This window comes from Salinivibrio proteolyticus (assembly GCF_027286365.1).
Classification (GTDB): Bacteria; Pseudomonadota; Gammaproteobacteria; order Enterobacterales; family Vibrionaceae; genus Salinivibrio; species Salinivibrio proteolyticus.
The window spans coordinates 430,573-448,923 of sequence record NZ_CP114584.1 but is presented as its reverse complement, the minus strand read 5'-3'; the positions used below and the strand labels follow the sequence as shown (position 1 = coordinate 448,923).

Sequence of the window (18,351 nt, the reverse complement as noted above, 5' to 3'; positions counted from 1 at the left end):
ATTATTTTGCTTGTTCGGCAATCACTTGTGCCACACGTGCATCCGCATCAATGATCGCGGCATCGCGCGCGGCGTTCGCCATCGCAAGGAGGCGCGCTCGGTCTAAGCCGTCAATTGTCTCAGCCAGCGTGGCGGCTGTCAGTGATGGCTGTTCAATCATCAGTGCTGCATCACGTTCAACCAAGTAATCACCGTTTAGTGCTTGCTGACGATCGGCATGCATAAAGGGCACAAAGATCGCCCCCACACCGGCTGCCGCGAGTTCCGAGACCGTCAAAGCGCCACTGCGACAAATCACCACATCGGCCCAAGCGTAAGCACTGGCGACATCATCAATAAATTCGGTCACGGTCGCATCGGTAACGCCCTCAGCGTGATAGGCCGCTTCGGTACTTTGCGCGTTTCCTTTACCGGCTTGGTGACGCACCACGACTGGCTGCGCCGTTTGTGCCACCGCAACAGGCACAGTTTGGTTTAAGATGCGCGCACCTTGACTGCCGCCCATGACCAGAATACGTAGCGGTCCGTTGCGATCACGAAAGCGCGCTGTCGGTGACGGCAAGGAACACACATCACGGCGCACCGGATTGCCGACCACAGGCTGACCCTCAAACGCTCCCGGAAAGGCTTGCAGCACTTGCTTAGCCACTTTTGCCAACCATTGGTTGGTTAACCCAGCCACCGCATTTTGTTCATGAAGCACCACAGGTACACCACTGAGCCAAGCGGCGATGCCGCCGGGGCCACTCACGTATCCGCCCATGCCCAACACCGCATCGGGTTTATAGCGCTTAATGATTTGGCGCGCTTGCCAAATGGCGCTGAGGATCATCCACGGCGCACGCAGCTTGCGGATCAGGCCCGAACCAATCAAGCCTTTGACACGAATAAACTCAATATCAATGCCGTGTTTGGGAACCAGATCGGCTTCCATACGATCCGCAGTCCCCAACCAACGGATCTGCCAGCCTTGTTGCTCTAAATATTTAGCGACCGCGAGGCCGGGAAACACATGTCCACCTGTTCCCCCCGCCATTACCAATAAACGTTTACTGCTCATCGTGTTGAATTTTATCCTGATAATGCTTGATTTGATGGGCTTGGGCCGTGGCTAAACGGTACTCATGGTCGATACGTAACAGCAGGGCGACCGCCATTGCCATGATCAAAAGGCTGGAACCGCCATAACTGATCAGAGGCAGCGTCAGCCCCTTGGTCGGCAGCATGCCCGCGGCAGCGCCCACATTCACCATGGTTTGAAACGCAAACCAAATCCCGATACCAAAGGCGAGAAAGCCACCAAACAATTGTTCTTGTTCAAGGCAACGTCTGCCAATAAATAAGGCTTTGAAGACCAAGCAGAAAATTAAAACCAAAATGACACTAACGCCCACCAGCCCTAGCTCTTCGGCAATCACGGCAAAAACAAAGTCGGTATGCGCTTCTGGCAAGTACTCCAATTTTTGAATCGAGTTGCCCAAGCCTTGCCCAAACCAATCACCGCGCCCAAAGGCCATTAACGATTGGGTAAGCTGATAGCCACTGCCAAACGGGTCTTGCCAAGGGTCAAGGAAAGCGGTAACACGCCGCACCCTATAAGGCTCTGCAATGATCAAGCCTCCCACCAGCGCAAGCCCTGCCACCAGCAGCGCGATAAATTGCCATAATTTGGCGCCGGCAATAAATAACATGCCCACCGTGGTCACAAACATCACCACCACTGAGCCTAAATCGGGCTGGGCAAGGAGTAAGCTTGCAAATAACAACAGCACCGCAAGCGGCTTCGCAAAGCCACGAAAGTGCTCGCGCACCTCACCATGACGACGGACGAGGTATCCTGCCAAAAAAACAAATAGAGATAACTTGGCAATCTCGGCAGGCTGAACATTGATCCCAGCAATTGAGATCCAACGCGCTGCACCGTTGACCGAGCGCCCGATGGCTAACACGGCCAGCAGCAACACCGATGACAGCAATAGCATCCAACCACTGTATTTTTGCCAAAGCCGCACGGGAATATACATCACCACCACAGCCGCTATCACGGCTACCGTGAGATAAATCGCGTGCCGTTTCGCAAATAAAAATGGGGCATCGGCCAAGCGAAGGGCAACCGGGATAGACGCCGACGTCACCATCACCAGACCAATCACCATCAATAGCAGGGATACCCAGACAAGTTGGCGATCATAGAGCACACCCGGCGATGGGGTGCGCAGCCAAGACCAACACTGTTTGGGCCAAGTGCGTATCATCGGACATCACTCACGGTAAGTTGTTTGACGGCATCGGCAAAGGCATCGCCACGTGCCATAAAGTTGGCGAACTGATCGAGGCTCGAACAGGCTGGTGACAATAGCACCATATCACCCGGTGCAACGTGTTGGGCAATGACATTAATCGCCTGTTCCAAGGTATCAAAACGCTGCGACGAGCGGCTCAATGCAGCCAGTTTTTCACCATCCTGCCCAAAGCAATATAGCTGGGCAGACAGCTTATCCAACACAGGTTGAAGCGCCTGAAAATCCGCACCTTTACCATCACCGCCGAGTAACAAATGGAGCTTCCCTTGCAGCGTTAAGCCATCCAAAGCAGCTAACGTGCTGGCCACATTGGTCGCTTTGGAATCATTCACCCAAGTTACGCCGTTGATCGTTGCCACCGTCTGGCAACGATGAGGCAAGCCAGTATAGGTTTGCATTGCCTTAACTTGTCCATCGCGACCGATACCGACACTGTCTGCCAGTGCCATTGCCGCTAAGCAATTGGCAACATTATGACGCCCAACGAGCGCAAGTTCGGTCACGGGCAGGACAGGAACACCCTCCACACTGAGCCACTCTTGGCCTTGATGACTGATCAGACGATAGTCGCCGTGCTGAAAACCAAATAAAACGAGAGGTTGCTCACTGTGCGTTGCTTTGTCATCAGCGTTGGCAATCCGGGTGTGTGCGTGAGCGAAAATACGTAACTTGGCCGCGCGATAATCGGCCAAGCTGTCGTAACGATCCATGTGATCTTCAGAAAAGTTTAAAAACGCGGCACCATTCAACGCCAATGACGCCGTGGTTTCCAGTTGAAAACTCGACAGCTCCAGCACATATAAGTCATGCCCTTGGTCGAGTAAATCAAGCGCCGCGACACCGATATTGCCACCCACACCCACACGGATACCCGCTGCTTTGGCCATCTCGCCCACTAAGGCGGTGACAGTGCTTTTCCCGTTCGACCCGGTAATAGCGACCACCGGCTTATCGCAATACCACGCAAAGAGTTCAATGTCGCCAACGATGGGGATGCCCGCTTGATGAACTGGGCCAAGCGCGGGCGTCGTCAGCGCAATGCCCGGGTTGGTCACCACCAGATCGGCGTCGGCTAACCACTGTTCCTGCCAGCTTCCGGTATGTAATGTCACCTGAGCCGGCAGTTGATCACACCCCGGAGGTTGAAGACGCGAATCCATCACGCGAATCGTTGCCTGAGGATGGTGGCGGGCAATAAAGCGCACCACGGATAATCCAGTCACCCCCAAGCCCATCACCACGATATGATCAAACTCGGTTAACGAACGCTGGCTCACGGTTGACATGATTAACGTACCTTCAGCGTTGCCAGTGCAATCAACACTAGCATCAAAGAAATAATCCAAAAGCGGACAATGACTCGTGGCTCCGGCCACCCTTTTAATTCATAGTGATGATGAATCGGTGCCATACGGAAAATACGCTGTCCTCGCAATTTATAAGAGCCGACTTGCAAGATCACCGACACGGTTTCCATCACAAATACGCCGCCCATGATGATCAACAGCAATTCTTGGCGTACCAAGACAGCAATGGTGCCTAGCGCGCCACCAAGGGCCAACGAGCCGACATCGCCCATGAATACTTGAGCTGGATAGGTGTTAAACCACAAAAAGCCTAAGCCAGCACCGACGATGGCGGCACACACCACCACTAGCTCACTGCTGTATTTGATGTAAGGGATATGCAGATAGCTGGCAAAGTTCACATTCCCCGTTGCCCACGCAATAAACGCAAAGCCTCCCGCGACCATCACCGTCGGCAAAATCGCGAGACCATCCAACCCATCGGTTAGGTTCACCGCATTACTGGTGCCAACAATCACAAAATAGGTAAAGACGATATAAAACAGCCCCAGTTGAGGCATCACATCTTTGAAAAAGGGCACAACCAGTTGCGTCGCAGCGGTGTCACTACCATGCGCATACAGCGCAAAGGCCACTCCTAGCGCAATCGCGGATTGCCAAAAATACTTCCAACGTGCAATTAAGCCATCGGTGTTTTTGCGCACCACTTTGCGATAATCATCGACAAAGCCAACCGTGCCGTACCCGAGCAACACTACCATCACCGCCCATACATAGGGGTTCGACAAATCTGCCCACAAAAAGACGGTCAGGGTAATGGCGGCCAGGATAAGCACCCCGCCCATAGTAGGTGTACCACGCTTGCTAAAGTGCGATTCGGGCCCTTCTTCTCGTACCACTTGGCCAATCTGCATCGATTGCAGATATTTAATCAGTCGCGGTCCCATCCATAACGAGAACACAAGCGCAGTTAACGCACTCACAATGGCGCGAAAGGTCAAATATTCAAAAAGTCGCATTGACGGGAAAAAGCCCTGCAATGCCTCAGCTAACCATACCAGCATCAGCAGGCCTCCTTAATGGCGGCAACAACCGCCTCCATCGCCATACCTCGGGCGCCTTTGACCAAAATGGTGTCGGGATTATGTGTTTTCATCATGGTTACTACATGCGCGATCAGCGCGTCTTTTGAGTCAAAATGACGGCCGTGACAGCATTCACTGATCACACGGCTATCGGTTCCTGTGGTAAACACCTGCGTCAGCCCCGCCTTGGCGGCGTGCTCACCCACTTCTCGGTGCATTTGTTCGCTGTACTGCCCTAGCTCGGCCATATCGCCTAAAATCAACCAACGCTCGCCAGAATAACTGGCAAGCACGTCGATGGCGGATTTCATCGCCGGAACGCTGGCATTGTAGGTATCGTCAATCAGGCGGAGTCCGGCACGCGGCTCACTCACTTCGGTGCGGCCTGCGGCATTTTTCATCGCCGCAAGTCCTTGAGTAACGTCCTCTAAGGTCACGCCCGGTAACTGCATCGCGGCACACCCGGCCATCAATGCGTTGGTAATATTGTGTTTGCCGGGCAGCGGTAACGTCACCGTAGATTGCTGCTCGCCGTCACTGAACACTAAGCGGTAGCAGCCCGCCTCGACCAGCTCGCTCTCCACCAGTTGCAAAGGCGCAGCCGCTTGCTCAGTCACCTGAATCACGTTTTTGTCTGCCAGCACGGCTTGCCATTTCTCACCGCCATGGCTTTGCGCGTTGACCAGCGCTATACCGCCTTGAGGTAGGCCTTGATAAATTTCACCTTTGGCGGTCGCGACCCCCTCTAGCGACCCAAACCCTTCAAGGTGGGCAGCCGCAAGGTTGGTCACCATGGCAATATCCGGTTTGACAAGCGATGTGGTGTACGCAATTTCACCGATATGGTTCGCACCTAGCTCAATCACGGCATAGTCATGATCGGGCGTGAGACGAAACAAGGTGAGCGGCACCCCGATATCGTTATTAAAATTGCCTGCGGTCGCCAAGGTCTTCCCTTTGCGCGACAAAATGGACGCGAGCATTTCTTTGACCGTGGTTTTGCCACAGCTGCCTGTAATCGCGATGGTAGGAACCTGACACTGCCCTTTAACCCACGCGCCCAGCTGGCCCAGGGCGATACGAGTATCGTCGACCACCAATTGCGGCAAGTCGATATCCAGTGGTGTCGATACCACCAGTGCCACAGCGCCCGCCTGCTTGGCTTGCTCTGCAAAGTCGTGCCCATCAAACCGTTCGCCTTTCAACGCCACAAATAGCGCGCCTTTAGTCACCTGTCGGGTGTCTGTGGTGATCGCGGCAACGTCAAGCGCCGGTGGGGTGTCCACACCGTGCCATTGCGCGGCCAAAACATCAGCAAAGGTTGTGAGTGCGGTGGTAATCATGGTAACTCCTTCAATAACGCAGCCACGGTTTCACGGTCGGAATAATGCACTTTGCCGTCGGCAAGGACTTGGTAGTCTTCATGGCCTTTGCCCGCGACCAGCACGATATCGTCAGCTTTGGCCGCCTGCATCACCCGTGACAATGCACGCGCGCGATCGTGCTCAACCCATGCGTTATCGGGGGCCTGCATCCCAGCAAGCATGTCATCGGTAATCGCATTGGGCGCTTCACTGCGCGGGTTATCGTTGGTCAGTACCGCCTGATCGGCATATTGCTCTGCAATGCGAGCCATCACCGGACGCTTGCGGGTATCACGATCGCCGCCGCAGCCAAAGACACACCACAACTTACCCCGACAGTGGCGGCGCAGTGCGATCAGAGCCTTCTCCAGCGCATCGGGCGTGTGAGCATAGTCAACCACCATGGTCGGTTTGTCAGGGGCAAGAAAAACCTCCATCCGGCCAATGACGGCGTTTAATTGATCGCTAGTCGCTAACAGGGCATCCAGTGAATAGCCCAAGCCTAATAGGGTCGCCAAACTGACCAAGAGATTGCTGACGTTAAAGTCACCCACCAAGGCAGCATTCAACTCCCCTTGTCCCCAACTGGTTTCGACCATCACACGTACGCCGTCGGTGGCAAAATTAATCTGGGTGGCACGCACATAAGGGCCGGCGTGGTGTTGCAAAGAATCAGCGTGCAGCGCGACCGCAATCGCCTTGGGCCACTCGCGCAGCCATTGGCGTCCCACCTTATCGTCGGCATTAATGACTTTGAGCGGGTTACCCAATGAGAAAAGCTGCTTTTTCGCCTCAGCGTATGCCGCTAAGGTGCCGTGATAATCAAGGTGGTCATGGCTGAGATTAGTAAATACCGCCGCATCAAAGGCCAAGCTCGCCACGCGGCCTTGCACCAATCCGTGCGAGGACACTTCCATCGCCACATGCTTGGCACCTTGGTCGGCAAATGCCGCTAGCTGCGCTTGAATGCTAATGGCATCGCCAGTGGTGTTTTCCGCAGCCTGCAGTCGGCCGATAAAGCCATTGCCTGTGGTGCCCATCACCGTGGTGGGCGCATTTAGCGCATCAAGCCATTGTGCAATCAGCTGCGACACCGTGGTCTTACCGTTGGTGCCAGTCACGCCAATCAAGCCTACTCGCTGCTGCGGGTCGTGATAGAACCGAGCCGCCAACGCTGACAGCAAGGCGGGGAGATCCGGCAAAGAGATAACCGGCACCTCGTGGTGCCAATCAAGACGCGCCGTTGCATCATCGGCTTGCTGAACAATCGCCACCGCACCGGCCTCGATGGCCGCAGGAATAAATCGACGACCGTCCACTTGATGGCCGGCAATGGCAACAAACACATCCCCTGACGTCACTTGGCGACTGTCCAACGTGAGTCGGTTTACTGTGATACTCGGTGCATCAGCTAGCCAAGGGCTTAGCCACTGCTTTAAATCATTCATTCGCATCCACTTGGTTAGAACGCTGAGCTACTTGAAGCCCCGGGCCGGTCTGAGCATCCGGAGCAATATTTAAAATCTGAAGCGCACTTTTCATCACGCTCGAGAATACAGGGGCTGCCACTTGGCCGCCGTAATACTTGTCACCTTGGGGTTCGTTGATCACCACCACCATCGCGAGTCGCGGGTTACTGATCGGCGCCAGCCCCGCGGTGTAGCCAATGTATTCGTCACCGTATCCTCCCGCGACTGCGACTTTTGCCGTCCCGGTTTTAGCACCAACACGATATCCATCCACCGCCGCACGACGCGCACTGCCACCTTCTTGGGTAACACCTTCTAGCATCTGCAGCACTTTATAGACATTGTCGCGGGTGGCGACCTGTTTGCCTTCCGTCACCCCTTCATGCTTGATGATACTCAACGGACGATTCACACCCAGTGAGCCCAAGGTGGCATAAGCACGGGCAAGTTGTGCGGGCGTGACTGACAAGCCATAACCAAACGCTAAGGTCGCACGTTCAAAATCGGACCAACGGCGACGCGTCGGGAAAATACCCACCGACTCGCCCACCAGCTCAACGCCTGTGCTCGCCCCCAAACCAAAGCTGCCATACTCGCCAAGTAAGGTTTCGACCGGCATCGCCAGTGACAGCTTACTGACACCGATGTTGCTGGATTTTTTGAGAATGCGCGCCAGATTGGCTTTTCCGACTTTCGACACATCACGTACGCGGCTGCCGCCGATTTGCATGATGCCGTTTCCGGTATCAATCACGGTATTCATGTCGGCGACCCCATTTTCCAACGCCGTCAGCACCACAAAAGGCTTCATGGTAGAGCCGGGCTCAAACACATCGGTGATCGCACGGTTGCGCATATTAAAGCTTTTCAGATCACCACGGTTATTGGGGTTATAGGAAGGCGCATTGACCATGGCGAGTACTTCACCGGTTTTGACATCCACCATCACCAGTGAACCAGACGTCGCGCGGTAATCTGCGACCGCTTGCTTAATCGCGCGATAAGCAATGGCTTGCAGACGCTGATCAATGCTCAATGCGATAGGTTGGCCTTCTTTTTTATCTTCGGTGGCAATGTGCTCTACCACGCGACCAAAGCGGTCTTTGCGTACGGTACGTTTGCCATGTTCACCGGTAAGCCACTCATCGTAACGGCGTTCAATCCCTTCCAAACCGTGACCGTCGATACCGGTCACACCCACTAAGTGAGCACTCACTTCAGCACTAGGATAAAAACGACGAGATTCTTCTTTTAAGCCCACCCCGGGCAGGTCGAGCTTATTGACATAAGACGCCATGGCCGGGCGGACTTGGCGTTGCAGGTAGATAAACCGGCGGTTGCGGTTTGCTTCAATTTTGTCGATCAGAGCTTGGCGATCCAGTCCCAACACATCCGCAAGTGCGTACCAACGATCTTTTTTCGCTAATCCCTGATGCTTAAATACCGTGACAGGATCCGCCCAGACTGCTTGGACAGGCACACTGACCGCCAGAGGCTCACCATTGCGGTCGGATATCATCCCACGGGCGGAATGTACTTCTTCCACCCTGACCGAACGTAAGTCCCCTTCGTAGCGTAAACGGTCGGGCTCAATCACTTGAATAAAAGCCGCCCGAGCCACCAGTGCGGCGAACGCGAGACCAATAAACACACAAATAAGGCCAAAGCGCCACTTGATAAAAACAGGTGGCGCTTTTGGCGTGCGTCGATTTGCTGGCTTCTGGGTACGCTTTTTCACGGGTTCGTACTCAAGGGTCGTTTAACGATCACTTCATTTTTTTGCGTGGGCCGAATCATACCAAACGCGTTTCGCGCCACAGATTCGACATGGCTATGTTCCGACAAGGAGTTTTCCTCCAACAGTTGGTTTCGCCATTCCACTTCTAAAGTTTCACGCTGGTCGAGCAACGCATCTTGTTTAGCAATCAAGTTGCGAGTGGATTGTGTCATCAATACCACCGCAATTGCCGAGACCAGCACGGCGCCGAGCAGCAACAAAGGCACCTTGCCTACTGCCAGTAGGTCGTGGCGAATTTGTTTAGCGAGGCTCGGGCGTCTTTCCATGGTTTATCCAAGCTTTTCTGCTACACGCAGCACCGAACTGCGTGCACGGGCATTGTGCTCAATTTCTTGTGACGATGGTTTGATCGCTTTACCGATGGGTTTCATCGCCGCCGAACCAAGTTCAGCAATCTGCGCCTCGGTCAGCGGCACCCCTCTCGGCACCTCCGGCCCTTTGCTTTGTTTGCGAATAAAGCGTTTCACCATGCGATCTTCGAGTGAGTGGAAACTGATCACCGATAAGCGTCCTTGAGGCGCCAACACCGCCAATGCGCCTTGCAAGGCCAGTTCTATCTCATCGAGCTCACTGTTGATATAAATGCGGATCGCCTGAAAGCTGCGGGTCGCGGGGTGCTTTTTCTTCTCTTTAAACGGCACCGTGTTGTCGATCAACTTGGCCAGTTGACTGGTGGTTTCAAGCGGCGGGGTCTCTTCATCTTCACGGTATTTGACGATCGCATGAGCAATCCGCTTGGCAAAGCGTTCTTCACCGAAAACTTTTAGTACCCAAGCAATGTCATCGGCGCTTGCCGTTTCCAACCACTGCGCAGCAGACTGGCCGGCGGTCGGGTCCATACGCATATCGAGCGGACCATCACGCAAAAAGCTAAAGCCACGGGTCGGATCATCCAGCTGTGGCGAAGACACGCCCAAATCGAGCAACACACCATCGACTTTTCCTGCCAATCCTAAATCGGTGAGGTAGGTTTCAATGCCCGAAAATGGCCCATGGATAATTTGGAAACGCGGATCCTTGATGGTGCCGGCTTCTTCGATGGCACGAGGATCGCGATCAATCGCATACAAACGCCCGTTCTCGCCCAACTGAGACAAAATATGTCGCGAGTGGCCGCCACGGCCAAAGGTGCCGTCGACATAAATGCCGTCAGGTTTAATGGCAAGGCCGTCCACAGACTCATTTAAAAGGACGGATACATGGGTATATTGTTCTGACATAAATTCGCTTCATTAATTACAGTGACAGATCTGCTAACCGTTCACTGATGAGGTGGTTTGACTCCGCCTGTGTATCCATATCCTGACGAATTTGCTGCTGCCAAGTTTGCTCATCCCAAATTTCAAATTTGTTGAGCTGGCCGACCAACATCGCTTTGCCATCCAGTCCGGCATATTGGCGCAACGTGGACCCAAGCAGCAGTCGCCCTTGTCCGTCCATTTCGCAATCAAATGCGTGCCCGAGCAATAAACGCTGTAGGCGTCGCTCTGCAGGCTGAAAGCTGGATAATTTTGAGAGCTTGTCTTCAATCACTTCCCATTCAGGGACCGGATATAAGGCCAAGCAAGGGAGTTGGTGATCAATGGTGCACACAAAGCGGCCTTCGCAATGCGCGACTAACGCATCACGATAACGGGTCGGCAAGGCAAGCCGTCCTTTTTTATCGACCGAAATGGCGCTGACGCCTCGTAACATGGCGTTATTTTCCCTTTTTCACCAAAATTATCCACTTTACACCACATTTTCCCACCCAGAAGTGTACGTAGCAGGTAAAAAGAAAGTCAAGCGAGTCACGAAAGTGATTACGATCACATATTATGAAATAAAAGAGGCAATTCAGCTGGTTAGTCTGTGTTCACTTATCGACTATTGATAGCAATATAACTAAATCATCTGACCAATCGCTGAAAACAAGAAGGCGAGCCCAAAAAGGCTCGCCTATAAATGCGGTTGAGTTGGCCTGTAAGCCGGGTTCTGTACCGTAAAAACGGCGGTAACCATTCGTCTAGGCCTGCAATCGCTCACAGGCTCCAGCAACCTACCCGTCCCCAAACGCGGGCCGCGCCAATAGGGACCTATTTGGTCTTGCTCCGGGTGGAGTTTACCGTGCCACGAACTGTTGCCAGACGCGCGGTGCGCTCTTACCGCACCCTTTCACCCTTACCTGTGCTCCGAAGAGCCATCGGCGGTCTACTCTCTGCTGCACTGGTCGTAGGCTCACGCCCCCCAGGCGTTACCTGGCACCCTGCCCTGAGGAGCCCGGACTTTCCTCCCCTTTATCAGTCTCCCAAAGGACATCAATAAAGCAGCGGTTACCCGGCCAACTCGAGCGGGGGAGTATATAGAAGATTGTTAGCGCAAGCCAGCCAAAATCACGCCCAGTTACAGATTCTCCAAGCCCCACTTATAGAGTGCGTTCTTTTTAACCGAATACAGTTCCGCGACTAACGCCGCCGCTTTTTTAAGAGGTAACTCAGCGGCAAGCAACCCTAATGCGCGACAGGCGGACTGTGGCAACGCATTTTTATCCGCACGGTGGCCGGCCACTAGCAACACCATCTCGCCTTTTAAGCGGTTGGGATCTTCATTCAACCATTCAATTAATGTCCCCAAAGGCGCGCCGTGAATGGTTTCAAAGGTTTTGGTGAGCTCGCGCGCCAATACCACGCGGCGTTCTGGCCCAAGCACTGCCAGCATATCGGCCAAACTATCGCGGATACGGTGCGGCGACTCATAAAAAATCAAGGTGCGCGGGTCATCGGCTAAATCACGGAATGTGTCTTGGCGGGCTTTCGTTTTCGGCGGCAGGAACCCTTCAAAACTAAAGCGGTCTGAAGGCAAGCCTGATGCACTCAATGCAGTCACCACCGCACACGCGCCCGGCAGCGGCACCACGCGGATCCCAGCGTCGCGGCATTGCGTCACAAGGTGATAGCCTGGGTCACTGATCAGCGGCGTGCCCGCATCGGAGACCAGAGCTATCGACTGACCTTGCTGTAAGCGATTAATCAGCGCAGCCGCTTTTTGCTGCTCATTATGTTCGTGCAGGGCAAACGTTTTGGTGCTAATCGAGAAATGCGACAATAATCGAGCCGTGTGCCGCGTATCTTCAGCGGCAATCAGGTCAACATTGGCTAACACCTCTAACGCACGTTGCGTGATGTCGGCCAAATTGCCGATTGGCGTCGGTACAATATATAGCGTGGGAAGTGCCCGCTCGGATAGATTTGCATCAGTCATTTGTTTAACAACCCTTCGGCGATTAAGATAGGGGCAACGTTGTCACGGTTGAAACATGTTCATGCTTAAACTTACCCAGAAGCGTCAAAGTGTAACACGACTTGTCACGCCTGTAGCCTTGGCGTTGGCACTGGCGGCCTGTAGCGCGCCAACCACAGGACCCACAGCTCGCCATGCGATCAGTCAACCGGCGAAGGAGAACTCAACCTTCTATCTGCTGCAAGCGGAAACCAGTGAAGGCAACCAGCAAAATGACTGGTTTTTACTGGCAATCAAGGCGCTCATTAACGAGCAACAGTTCAACCAAGCAGACGTTTTGCTGCAACGCTTGGAGCGACGCCCTCTTACCACCGATCAACAGATCGAGTGGACGCTGACACGGGCACGCTTTTTAGCGGAAACCGGCAAGCTCCCTCAGGCCGATGAAGCACTCACCCTCAACCCAAATTGGCAGTTGAGTGCCGAGCAACGCGCGCGTTTTTATCGTCAAAAAGCTACCATTGCGCGTCAGCAAAGCAATGCATTCGCCGCGGTGACCAACCAACGCTTGGCCGCTGGCTATTTGGACGGCAGCGAGGCTCGCCAAGCGTGGAATACTTTGTGGCAAGATTTGCAGCAATTAAACCAGCGCGAAGTGGAACGGATTGAAAGCGGCGATGATGACATTCTCGCCGGTTGGGTTCGCTTGCTAGACATTGCACGGCGCCACAGCCGCGATCCGGCTCAAATGCAAACCGCACTTAACGATTACTTAAGCCAACATCCCGCGCATCCGGCCAATCGGTACTTGCCCGACAACTTGGCGGATATTCAGTCGCTCACCATCACCCAACCAACGCGTGTCGGTGTGATGCTGCCACTGAGCGACAAATTTGCCGAACAAGGGGATGCCATTCGCGACGGCTTTGTCGAAGCCATGCTCGATGACAAGAGTGAGCAAAAGCCGACGGTATTTTTCTACGACACCAATGCGCTCGATATGCAGGCCCTTGAACAGCGCGTGCAAGATGATCGCCTCGACTTTGTGGTTGGCCCGCTCCAAAAACACATGGTCGCCGCAGTGAGTGAGGCAATCGCCGGTCAAGTACCTTTGTTGGCATTGAATCAGCCCAACGATGATAGTTTCACTCCCGGAGTGTGTTATTTCACCCTCTCTCCCGAGCAAGAAGCGGCACAAGCCGCCGATCATCTTTATAACCAAGGCTATCAGTTCCCGATGGTGCTGTATCCTGACTCCACCTTTGGGCGTCGAATGAGCGAAGCGTTTTCCACCCGCTGGCAGGCTTTGACGGACACCCAGGCGGAGCAAGCCGCCTTTGGGGATCGCAGTGGCATGCAAGCCCGCATTCAATCCATTTTTGGATTAGACGGGAGTCAGCGCCGTATTCAGCAAATGAAACAACTGACCGATCTGCCCTTGTTATCGCAACCAAGAAGTCGCCGCGATATTGATGCGGTGTACATGGTAGCCGGTGCCGCTGATCTGACCTTGTTGAAACCTTTCATCGAAGTGGCGATTAATCCTGATGTGGTTCCGCCTAAACTGTATGCCAGCTCACGCAGTAACAACCGCGCCGATGGCATGGGACAACTGGGCGAGTTACAAGGCATTGAGTTTAGCGATGTCCCCCTTCTGATCAGCCCAGATAGCGAAGCGCACCAGCAACATGCGCGTCGCCACCCAGCGCAAAGTAATAATACCGCGCGCTTACATGCGCTGGGGGTCGATGCTTACGCCCTCCTAACCGGCCTGCCCCAAATGCAAGCGCTGCCCGGTTATCAGGTTAATGGTCAAACCGGACAACTGTCACTCGGTGACAACTGCGTCATTAACCGTAAAATGCGGTGGGCACGCTTTGGCAAAACCGACATCGAGCCGGTTGCCCCGACGGATAACGGAGCAAGCCAGTAATGCAAGGTCAGCCAACTAAGGAGACGGGGCAAGCCTATGAGCAATATGCTTGCCAATACCTGCTCCAACAAGGGCTGACCTTACTGGATAAAAACGCCCATAGCCGCCGAGGCGAGCTGGATTTAATCATGCAAGAGGGCAAGTGCTTAGTCTTCGTCGAAGTCCGCTTCCGACGAGGGCGCGGTTTTGGCGGCGCGGCCGCAAGCATCACCGCCACCAAACGCCGCCGCTTGTACCTTGCTGCCGAACGTTGGATGCAACGTCACGGCTTTCACAGTCACCACACCGAGTTTCGCTTTGACGCTGTGACCTTTGATGGCCACGTTGAAGCAATCAACTGGATAAAAAACATCGTTGAAGGGTAAGTAATGCTAGAAAGCATCAAAGAGAGCTTTACCGAGAGTATTCAAACACAAATCGCGGCCGCAGAAGCGATTCCAGAGCATCTGTCACAAGCGGCACAAGTGATGGTACAAAGCCTGCTGAATGGCAATAAAATTCTTTGCTGTGGCAATGGCGGCTCTGCGGCTAATGCGCAACATTTCGCCTCCTGTTTGCTAAACCGCTTCGAAACCGAACGCCCCAGCTTACCGGCGTTAGCGCTGACCGCAGACACCACCACGTTAACGGCGGTTGCGAACGATTACAGCCACGATGAAGTGTTTTCCAAGCAAGTGCGCGCGCTCGGCCAAGCGGGGGATGTGCTCCTCGCCATCTCGACCAGCGGAAACAGCAAAGACATCATTAAATCCATGGAAGCCGCGGTAACGCGTGATATGACCATCATTGCCATGACAGGCAAAGACGGCGGCGAAATGGCAGGCTTGCTTGGCCAACGAGATGTCGAAATTCGTATTCCCTCACAGCGTACGGCGCGTATTCAAGAAGGTCACCTGCTTGCCGTGCACTGCCTGTGTGACTTGATTGACCAGGTGCTTTTCCCTTCTCACGGAGAATAAACATGCGTGTGTTATTGACCGTTTTACTCGCCTTTACCTTACAGGCTTGTTCCGCCGTTTACTCTTCTGACCCGCGCACCACTGGCGAAGAATGGCAAGATACACAAATCGGTCTCAATACCGCTGGCATTGTCAATAAACCGCCGTTTAGAAATAAGATCCGCGCGAAAGCTGCGGCTTTCCAAGGTCAGGTTCTCTTGGTGGGGCAAAGTGCCGATCCGGCATTGACCGAGGAGTTTGTCGCCCGCATTCGTGCGCTCGACAATGTGGATGTGGTCTACAACCAAATTCGCCAAGCGCCGATGCTGGGCTTGGCTGATATTAGTACCGACAGCTGGCTCACGACCCGCGTTAAAGCCGCACTTGTTGCTGATGACACTCTGCGCAGCGTGAACATCAAAGTGGTGACCGAGGCACGAGAAGTCTTTCTTCTTGGTGCAGTGACCCAAGCACAAGCGGATAAAGCGGCTGATATCGCCCGCAATATTCGCGGCGTCAATCAGGTGATTAAAGCGTTTCAGTACACGGACCAGCGCTAGTCCATATATATGCGCTCTTATCCAAGTAAAAGGCCAAGGAAATCATACCTTGGCCTTTTTTGTCTTCGTCATGTATCGATGCGGTGGCTACAATTTGCGTCTAAGCAGTAGCAAGGTGACGGCCAAGAAAATCAAACTCGGCGTCACGGCCCCTAACGCTGGCGGCAGCTTATACACCAAGCTCATCGGTCCAAACACTTCATTGGCGATATAAAAGCCAAAGCCAAAAATCACCCCTGATAGCACCCGCGCACCCATGGTGACACTGCGAAGCGGACCAAACACGAAGCTCAGTGCCAACAGCATCATCACCGCTATCGACAGCGGCTGCACCGCTTTTCGCCACAACGCGAGCTCATAGCGCGACGCATCCTGCTGCGAGGCTTTCAGATAGGTGACATAGCTATACAGGCCAGATAGCGGCAGCTCTTCCGGTTTTACCGTCACCACCGCCAATTTATCGGGAGTGAGCGTGGTTTTCCACACCAGTTGGTCTTGCTTCACATTGGTAAAGGCGGTGTGATTTTGCATGCGCGTAATGGTGACATCTTTGAGCATCCAACTGTCTTTATCGAGGTAGTCGGCACGTTCGGCAAACACCACATTGGTCATCACTTGGTTGTCATCAAACTTCCAGATGCTTACGCCATTGAGGTTGTCTTGCTCGTCGGCCCGAGCAATATAAATAAAATCATTGCCATCTTTGGCCCATACCCCGCGTCGTACCGACATGACATTCCCGCCGGATTTAGCAATCGAACGCAGCTCACGCGCGGCTTTTTGCGCATCAGGCGCGCCCCATTCACCAAGTACCATGACAATCAGCATCAAGGGGATCGCGGTTTTCAGCACCGACATACCGATTTGCAGTTTCGACACACCTGCCGCCTGCATTACCACCAGCTCGGAGCTGGACGCTAGCATCCCAAGTCCAATCAGAGCGCCGAGCAATACTGCCATGGGGAAAAACATTTCAATGTCACGCGGCATGCTCAGCAGCACGTAGAAAATTGCTTTGCCCATGGTGTAAGCGCCATCCCCGACCGAACGCAGCTGTTCGACGAACTTGATGATGGCGGATAACCCAACCAGTGTGGCCAAACACAGTGATGAAGTGCCGATCAGGGTGCGGCCGATATACCAATCTAGGATGCGAAACATCAGGCGGCTCCTTTCAAACTGGCTTTGAGTTTACGCATAGGTAATGAGTCCCAACTGGCTAAAATCACCGCGAGTAACAAGGCCGCGACGTTAACACTCCACAACCCAATTTGCGCGGGTAAGTCACCATCTTCGACCGCGGATTTTGCTGCACTGATAGACAAGAAATAGGCCAGATAAATCAATATCGCCGGGAAGAGCTTGGCAAAGCGCCCTTGGCGAGGGTTCACCGATGACAAGGGGACCACAATCATGGTCATCAGCGGGATACACAGGACCAGTGAGATCCGCCATTGCAGCTCGGCTCGCGCTTTTAAGCTGCTTTCCCCAAACAGTTGCAAGGTCGGCATCGCGTCCCAATCTCGGCTTTTTTCACGCACTTCACGCTGACCAATCAATACCTGATAGTTTTTATAGGTCGTCACCCCGTATTCAAGGCGACTGGGGATCCCTTCGGTGCGAGTACCATCGACTAAATCAAGCACCTGACGCCCATCTGGCAACTCCGAGATATAGCCTTTATCCGCCACCACCACGTTAGGCAGTAGCGACTCGCGCGGCACAGGCTGAGCGACAAAAATACGGTTCAAGGTCTTGCCGTCGTTTTCGATGTTGTCGACAAAAATAACCGCTTGTCCAGACGGTGCACTCTGGAACTGGCCTTGTACTAAGAGCTCCAGTCCCGACTCTGCCTCCAGTTGCTCCATCACCTTGAGTTCTTGGTTATTGGCCCAAGGTGTTAGCCATAGCGCATTAAAGGCGGCCACGGAACCTGTGATCAGTGCCAAATACAGTGCAGCGCGGATCAAAAATTCGTTACCAATCCCGGTGGCATTCATCACCGTGATTTCACTTTCCGCGTACAAACGACCAAAGGTGATCAATATCCCAATGTACAAACTTAGCGGCAACATCAACATTGCCATGGATGGCATGTAGAGTCCCACCAAGGTGATAATTTGATCACTTGGAATCGACCCTTCTGTCGCATTGGCAAGAACGCGGATAAACTTTTGGCTAAAAAAGACCAGAAATAACACAAATAAAACTGCAACTTGTGTCTTAACCGTCTCCCGGATCAAATATCGAACAATTATCAAAGCGAAGGCACCTATGGAAAACTTGTTTTTTTACTCGAATAACTATAGTTTCTGGTTTAATTAGTTGTTTTCTAATCTTTCGGCCATTTGTTGACCGCCGGCTGATCCGGGCGC

At 53.5% G+C, this 18,351-nt stretch carries 17 protein-coding genes and 1 other RNA gene; 4 read left to right on the top strand and 14 right to left on the bottom strand.

Annotated elements, in window-relative coordinates:
• Nucleotide 1: 1 nt before the first annotated feature.
• The 12 genes from murG to rsmI form a co-directional block, all read right to left on the bottom strand.
• Nucleotides 2-1,060 carry an undecaprenyldiphospho-muramoylpentapeptide beta-N-acetylglucosaminyltransferase gene (gene murG, locus N7E60_RS02260; protein ID WP_269598003.1) on the bottom strand — a complete coding sequence of 353 codons (1,059 nt, stop codon included), beginning with the start codon at nt 1,058-1,060 and terminating at the stop codon, nt 2-4.
• Nucleotides 1,050-2,255: a cell division protein FtsW gene (gene ftsW / locus N7E60_RS02255; RefSeq protein ID WP_269598002.1), complete on the bottom strand. Its 1,206-nt coding sequence runs from the start codon at nt 2,253-2,255 to the stop codon at nt 1,050-1,052. Before ftsW ends, murG begins: the two co-directional genes overlap by 11 nt.
• The gene (gene murD / locus N7E60_RS02250) at nt 2,252-3,589 is read right to left on the bottom strand and encodes a UDP-N-acetylmuramoyl-L-alanine--D-glutamate ligase (protein WP_269598000.1); all 1,338 of its coding nucleotides are present in this window, start codon (nt 3,587-3,589) and stop codon (nt 2,252-2,254) included. The genes ftsW and murD overlap by 4 nt, the downstream gene beginning before the upstream one ends.
• Nucleotides 3,590-3,591: 2 nt before the next feature.
• Nucleotides 3,592-4,674: a phospho-N-acetylmuramoyl-pentapeptide-transferase gene (gene mraY / locus N7E60_RS02245; protein ID WP_069586596.1), complete on the bottom strand. Its 1,083-nt coding sequence runs from the start codon at nt 4,672-4,674 to the stop codon at nt 3,592-3,594.
• The gene (locus tag N7E60_RS02240) at nt 4,674-6,038 is read right to left on the bottom strand and encodes a UDP-N-acetylmuramoyl-tripeptide--D-alanyl-D-alanine ligase (protein WP_269597999.1); all 1,365 of its coding nucleotides are present in this window, start codon (nt 6,036-6,038) and stop codon (nt 4,674-4,676) included. The genes mraY and N7E60_RS02240 overlap by 1 nt, the downstream gene beginning before the upstream one ends.
• On the bottom strand, nt 6,035-7,513 hold the full coding sequence (gene murE, locus N7E60_RS02235) for a UDP-N-acetylmuramoyl-L-alanyl-D-glutamate--2,6-diaminopimelate ligase (RefSeq protein WP_269597998.1): 1,479 nt from the start codon (nt 7,511-7,513) through the stop codon (nt 6,035-6,037). Before murE ends, N7E60_RS02240 begins: the two co-directional genes overlap by 4 nt.
• Entirely contained in the window at nt 7,500-9,266 is a 1,767-nt protein-coding gene (locus N7E60_RS02230; RefSeq protein ID WP_069586593.1) for a penicillin-binding transpeptidase domain-containing protein, read from the bottom strand. The genes murE and N7E60_RS02230 overlap by 14 nt, the downstream gene beginning before the upstream one ends.
• Nucleotides 9,263-9,592: a cell division protein FtsL gene (gene ftsL, locus N7E60_RS02225; RefSeq protein ID WP_069586592.1), complete on the bottom strand. Its 330-nt coding sequence runs from the start codon at nt 9,590-9,592 to the stop codon at nt 9,263-9,265. Before ftsL ends, N7E60_RS02230 begins: the two co-directional genes overlap by 4 nt.
• 3 nt (nt 9,593-9,595) lie before the next feature.
• Nucleotides 9,596-10,546 carry a 16S rRNA (cytosine(1402)-N(4))-methyltransferase RsmH gene (rsmH, locus tag N7E60_RS02220; protein ID WP_077639587.1) on the bottom strand — a complete coding sequence of 317 codons (951 nt, stop codon included), beginning with the start codon at nt 10,544-10,546 and terminating at the stop codon, nt 9,596-9,598.
• 16 nt (nt 10,547-10,562) lie between these two features.
• Nucleotides 10,563-11,021, bottom strand: coding sequence for a division/cell wall cluster transcriptional repressor MraZ (gene mraZ, locus N7E60_RS02215; protein WP_069586590.1), 459 nt, complete (start codon nt 11,019-11,021; stop codon nt 10,563-10,565).
• A 252-nt stretch (nt 11,022-11,273) separates the two neighbouring features.
• Nucleotides 11,274-11,654: RNase P RNA component class A (rnpB, locus tag N7E60_RS02210), an RNA gene on the bottom strand.
• Nucleotides 11,655-11,708: 54 nt separating this feature from the next.
• The gene (gene rsmI, locus N7E60_RS02205) at nt 11,709-12,566 is read right to left on the bottom strand and encodes a 16S rRNA (cytidine(1402)-2'-O)-methyltransferase (protein ID WP_069586588.1); all 858 of its coding nucleotides are present in this window, start codon (nt 12,564-12,566) and stop codon (nt 11,709-11,711) included.
• Between the two features lie 61 nt (nt 12,567-12,627).
• Here rsmI and N7E60_RS02200 point away from each other — a divergent pair, with 61 nt between their 5' ends.
• The 4 genes from N7E60_RS02200 to N7E60_RS02185 are packed head-to-tail and all read left to right on the top strand — an operon-like array spanning nt 12,628 to nt 15,976.
• Nucleotides 12,628-14,478: a penicillin-binding protein activator gene (locus tag N7E60_RS02200; protein ID WP_269597997.1), complete on the top strand. Its 1,851-nt coding sequence runs from the start codon at nt 12,628-12,630 to the stop codon at nt 14,476-14,478.
• Nucleotides 14,478-14,843: a YraN family protein gene (locus tag N7E60_RS02195; protein WP_077455370.1), complete on the top strand. Its 366-nt coding sequence runs from the start codon at nt 14,478-14,480 to the stop codon at nt 14,841-14,843. The genes N7E60_RS02200 and N7E60_RS02195 overlap by 1 nt, the downstream gene beginning before the upstream one ends.
• 3 nt (nt 14,844-14,846) lie before the next feature.
• Nucleotides 14,847-15,437 carry a phosphoheptose isomerase gene (locus N7E60_RS02190; protein ID WP_069586585.1) on the top strand — a complete coding sequence of 197 codons (591 nt, stop codon included), beginning with the start codon at nt 14,847-14,849 and terminating at the stop codon, nt 15,435-15,437.
• 2 nt (nt 15,438-15,439) lie between these two features.
• Nucleotides 15,440-15,976, top strand: coding sequence for a BON domain-containing protein (locus tag N7E60_RS02185; protein WP_069586584.1), 537 nt, complete (start codon nt 15,440-15,442; stop codon nt 15,974-15,976).
• Between the two features lie 87 nt (nt 15,977-16,063).
• Here N7E60_RS02185 and lptG read toward each other — a convergent pair whose 3' ends face one another.
• Nucleotides 16,064-17,137 (bottom strand): LPS export ABC transporter permease LptG, encoded by a 1,074-nt coding sequence (gene lptG, locus N7E60_RS02180; RefSeq protein WP_069586583.1) that lies wholly within the window; start codon nt 17,135-17,137, stop codon nt 16,064-16,066.
• Nucleotides 17,137-18,237 carry an LPS export ABC transporter permease LptF gene (gene lptF, locus N7E60_RS02175; protein WP_269597996.1) on the bottom strand — a complete coding sequence of 367 codons (1,101 nt, stop codon included), beginning with the start codon at nt 18,235-18,237 and terminating at the stop codon, nt 17,137-17,139. The genes lptG and lptF overlap by 1 nt, the downstream gene beginning before the upstream one ends.
• Between the last annotated feature and the right edge of the window lie 114 nt (nt 18,238-18,351).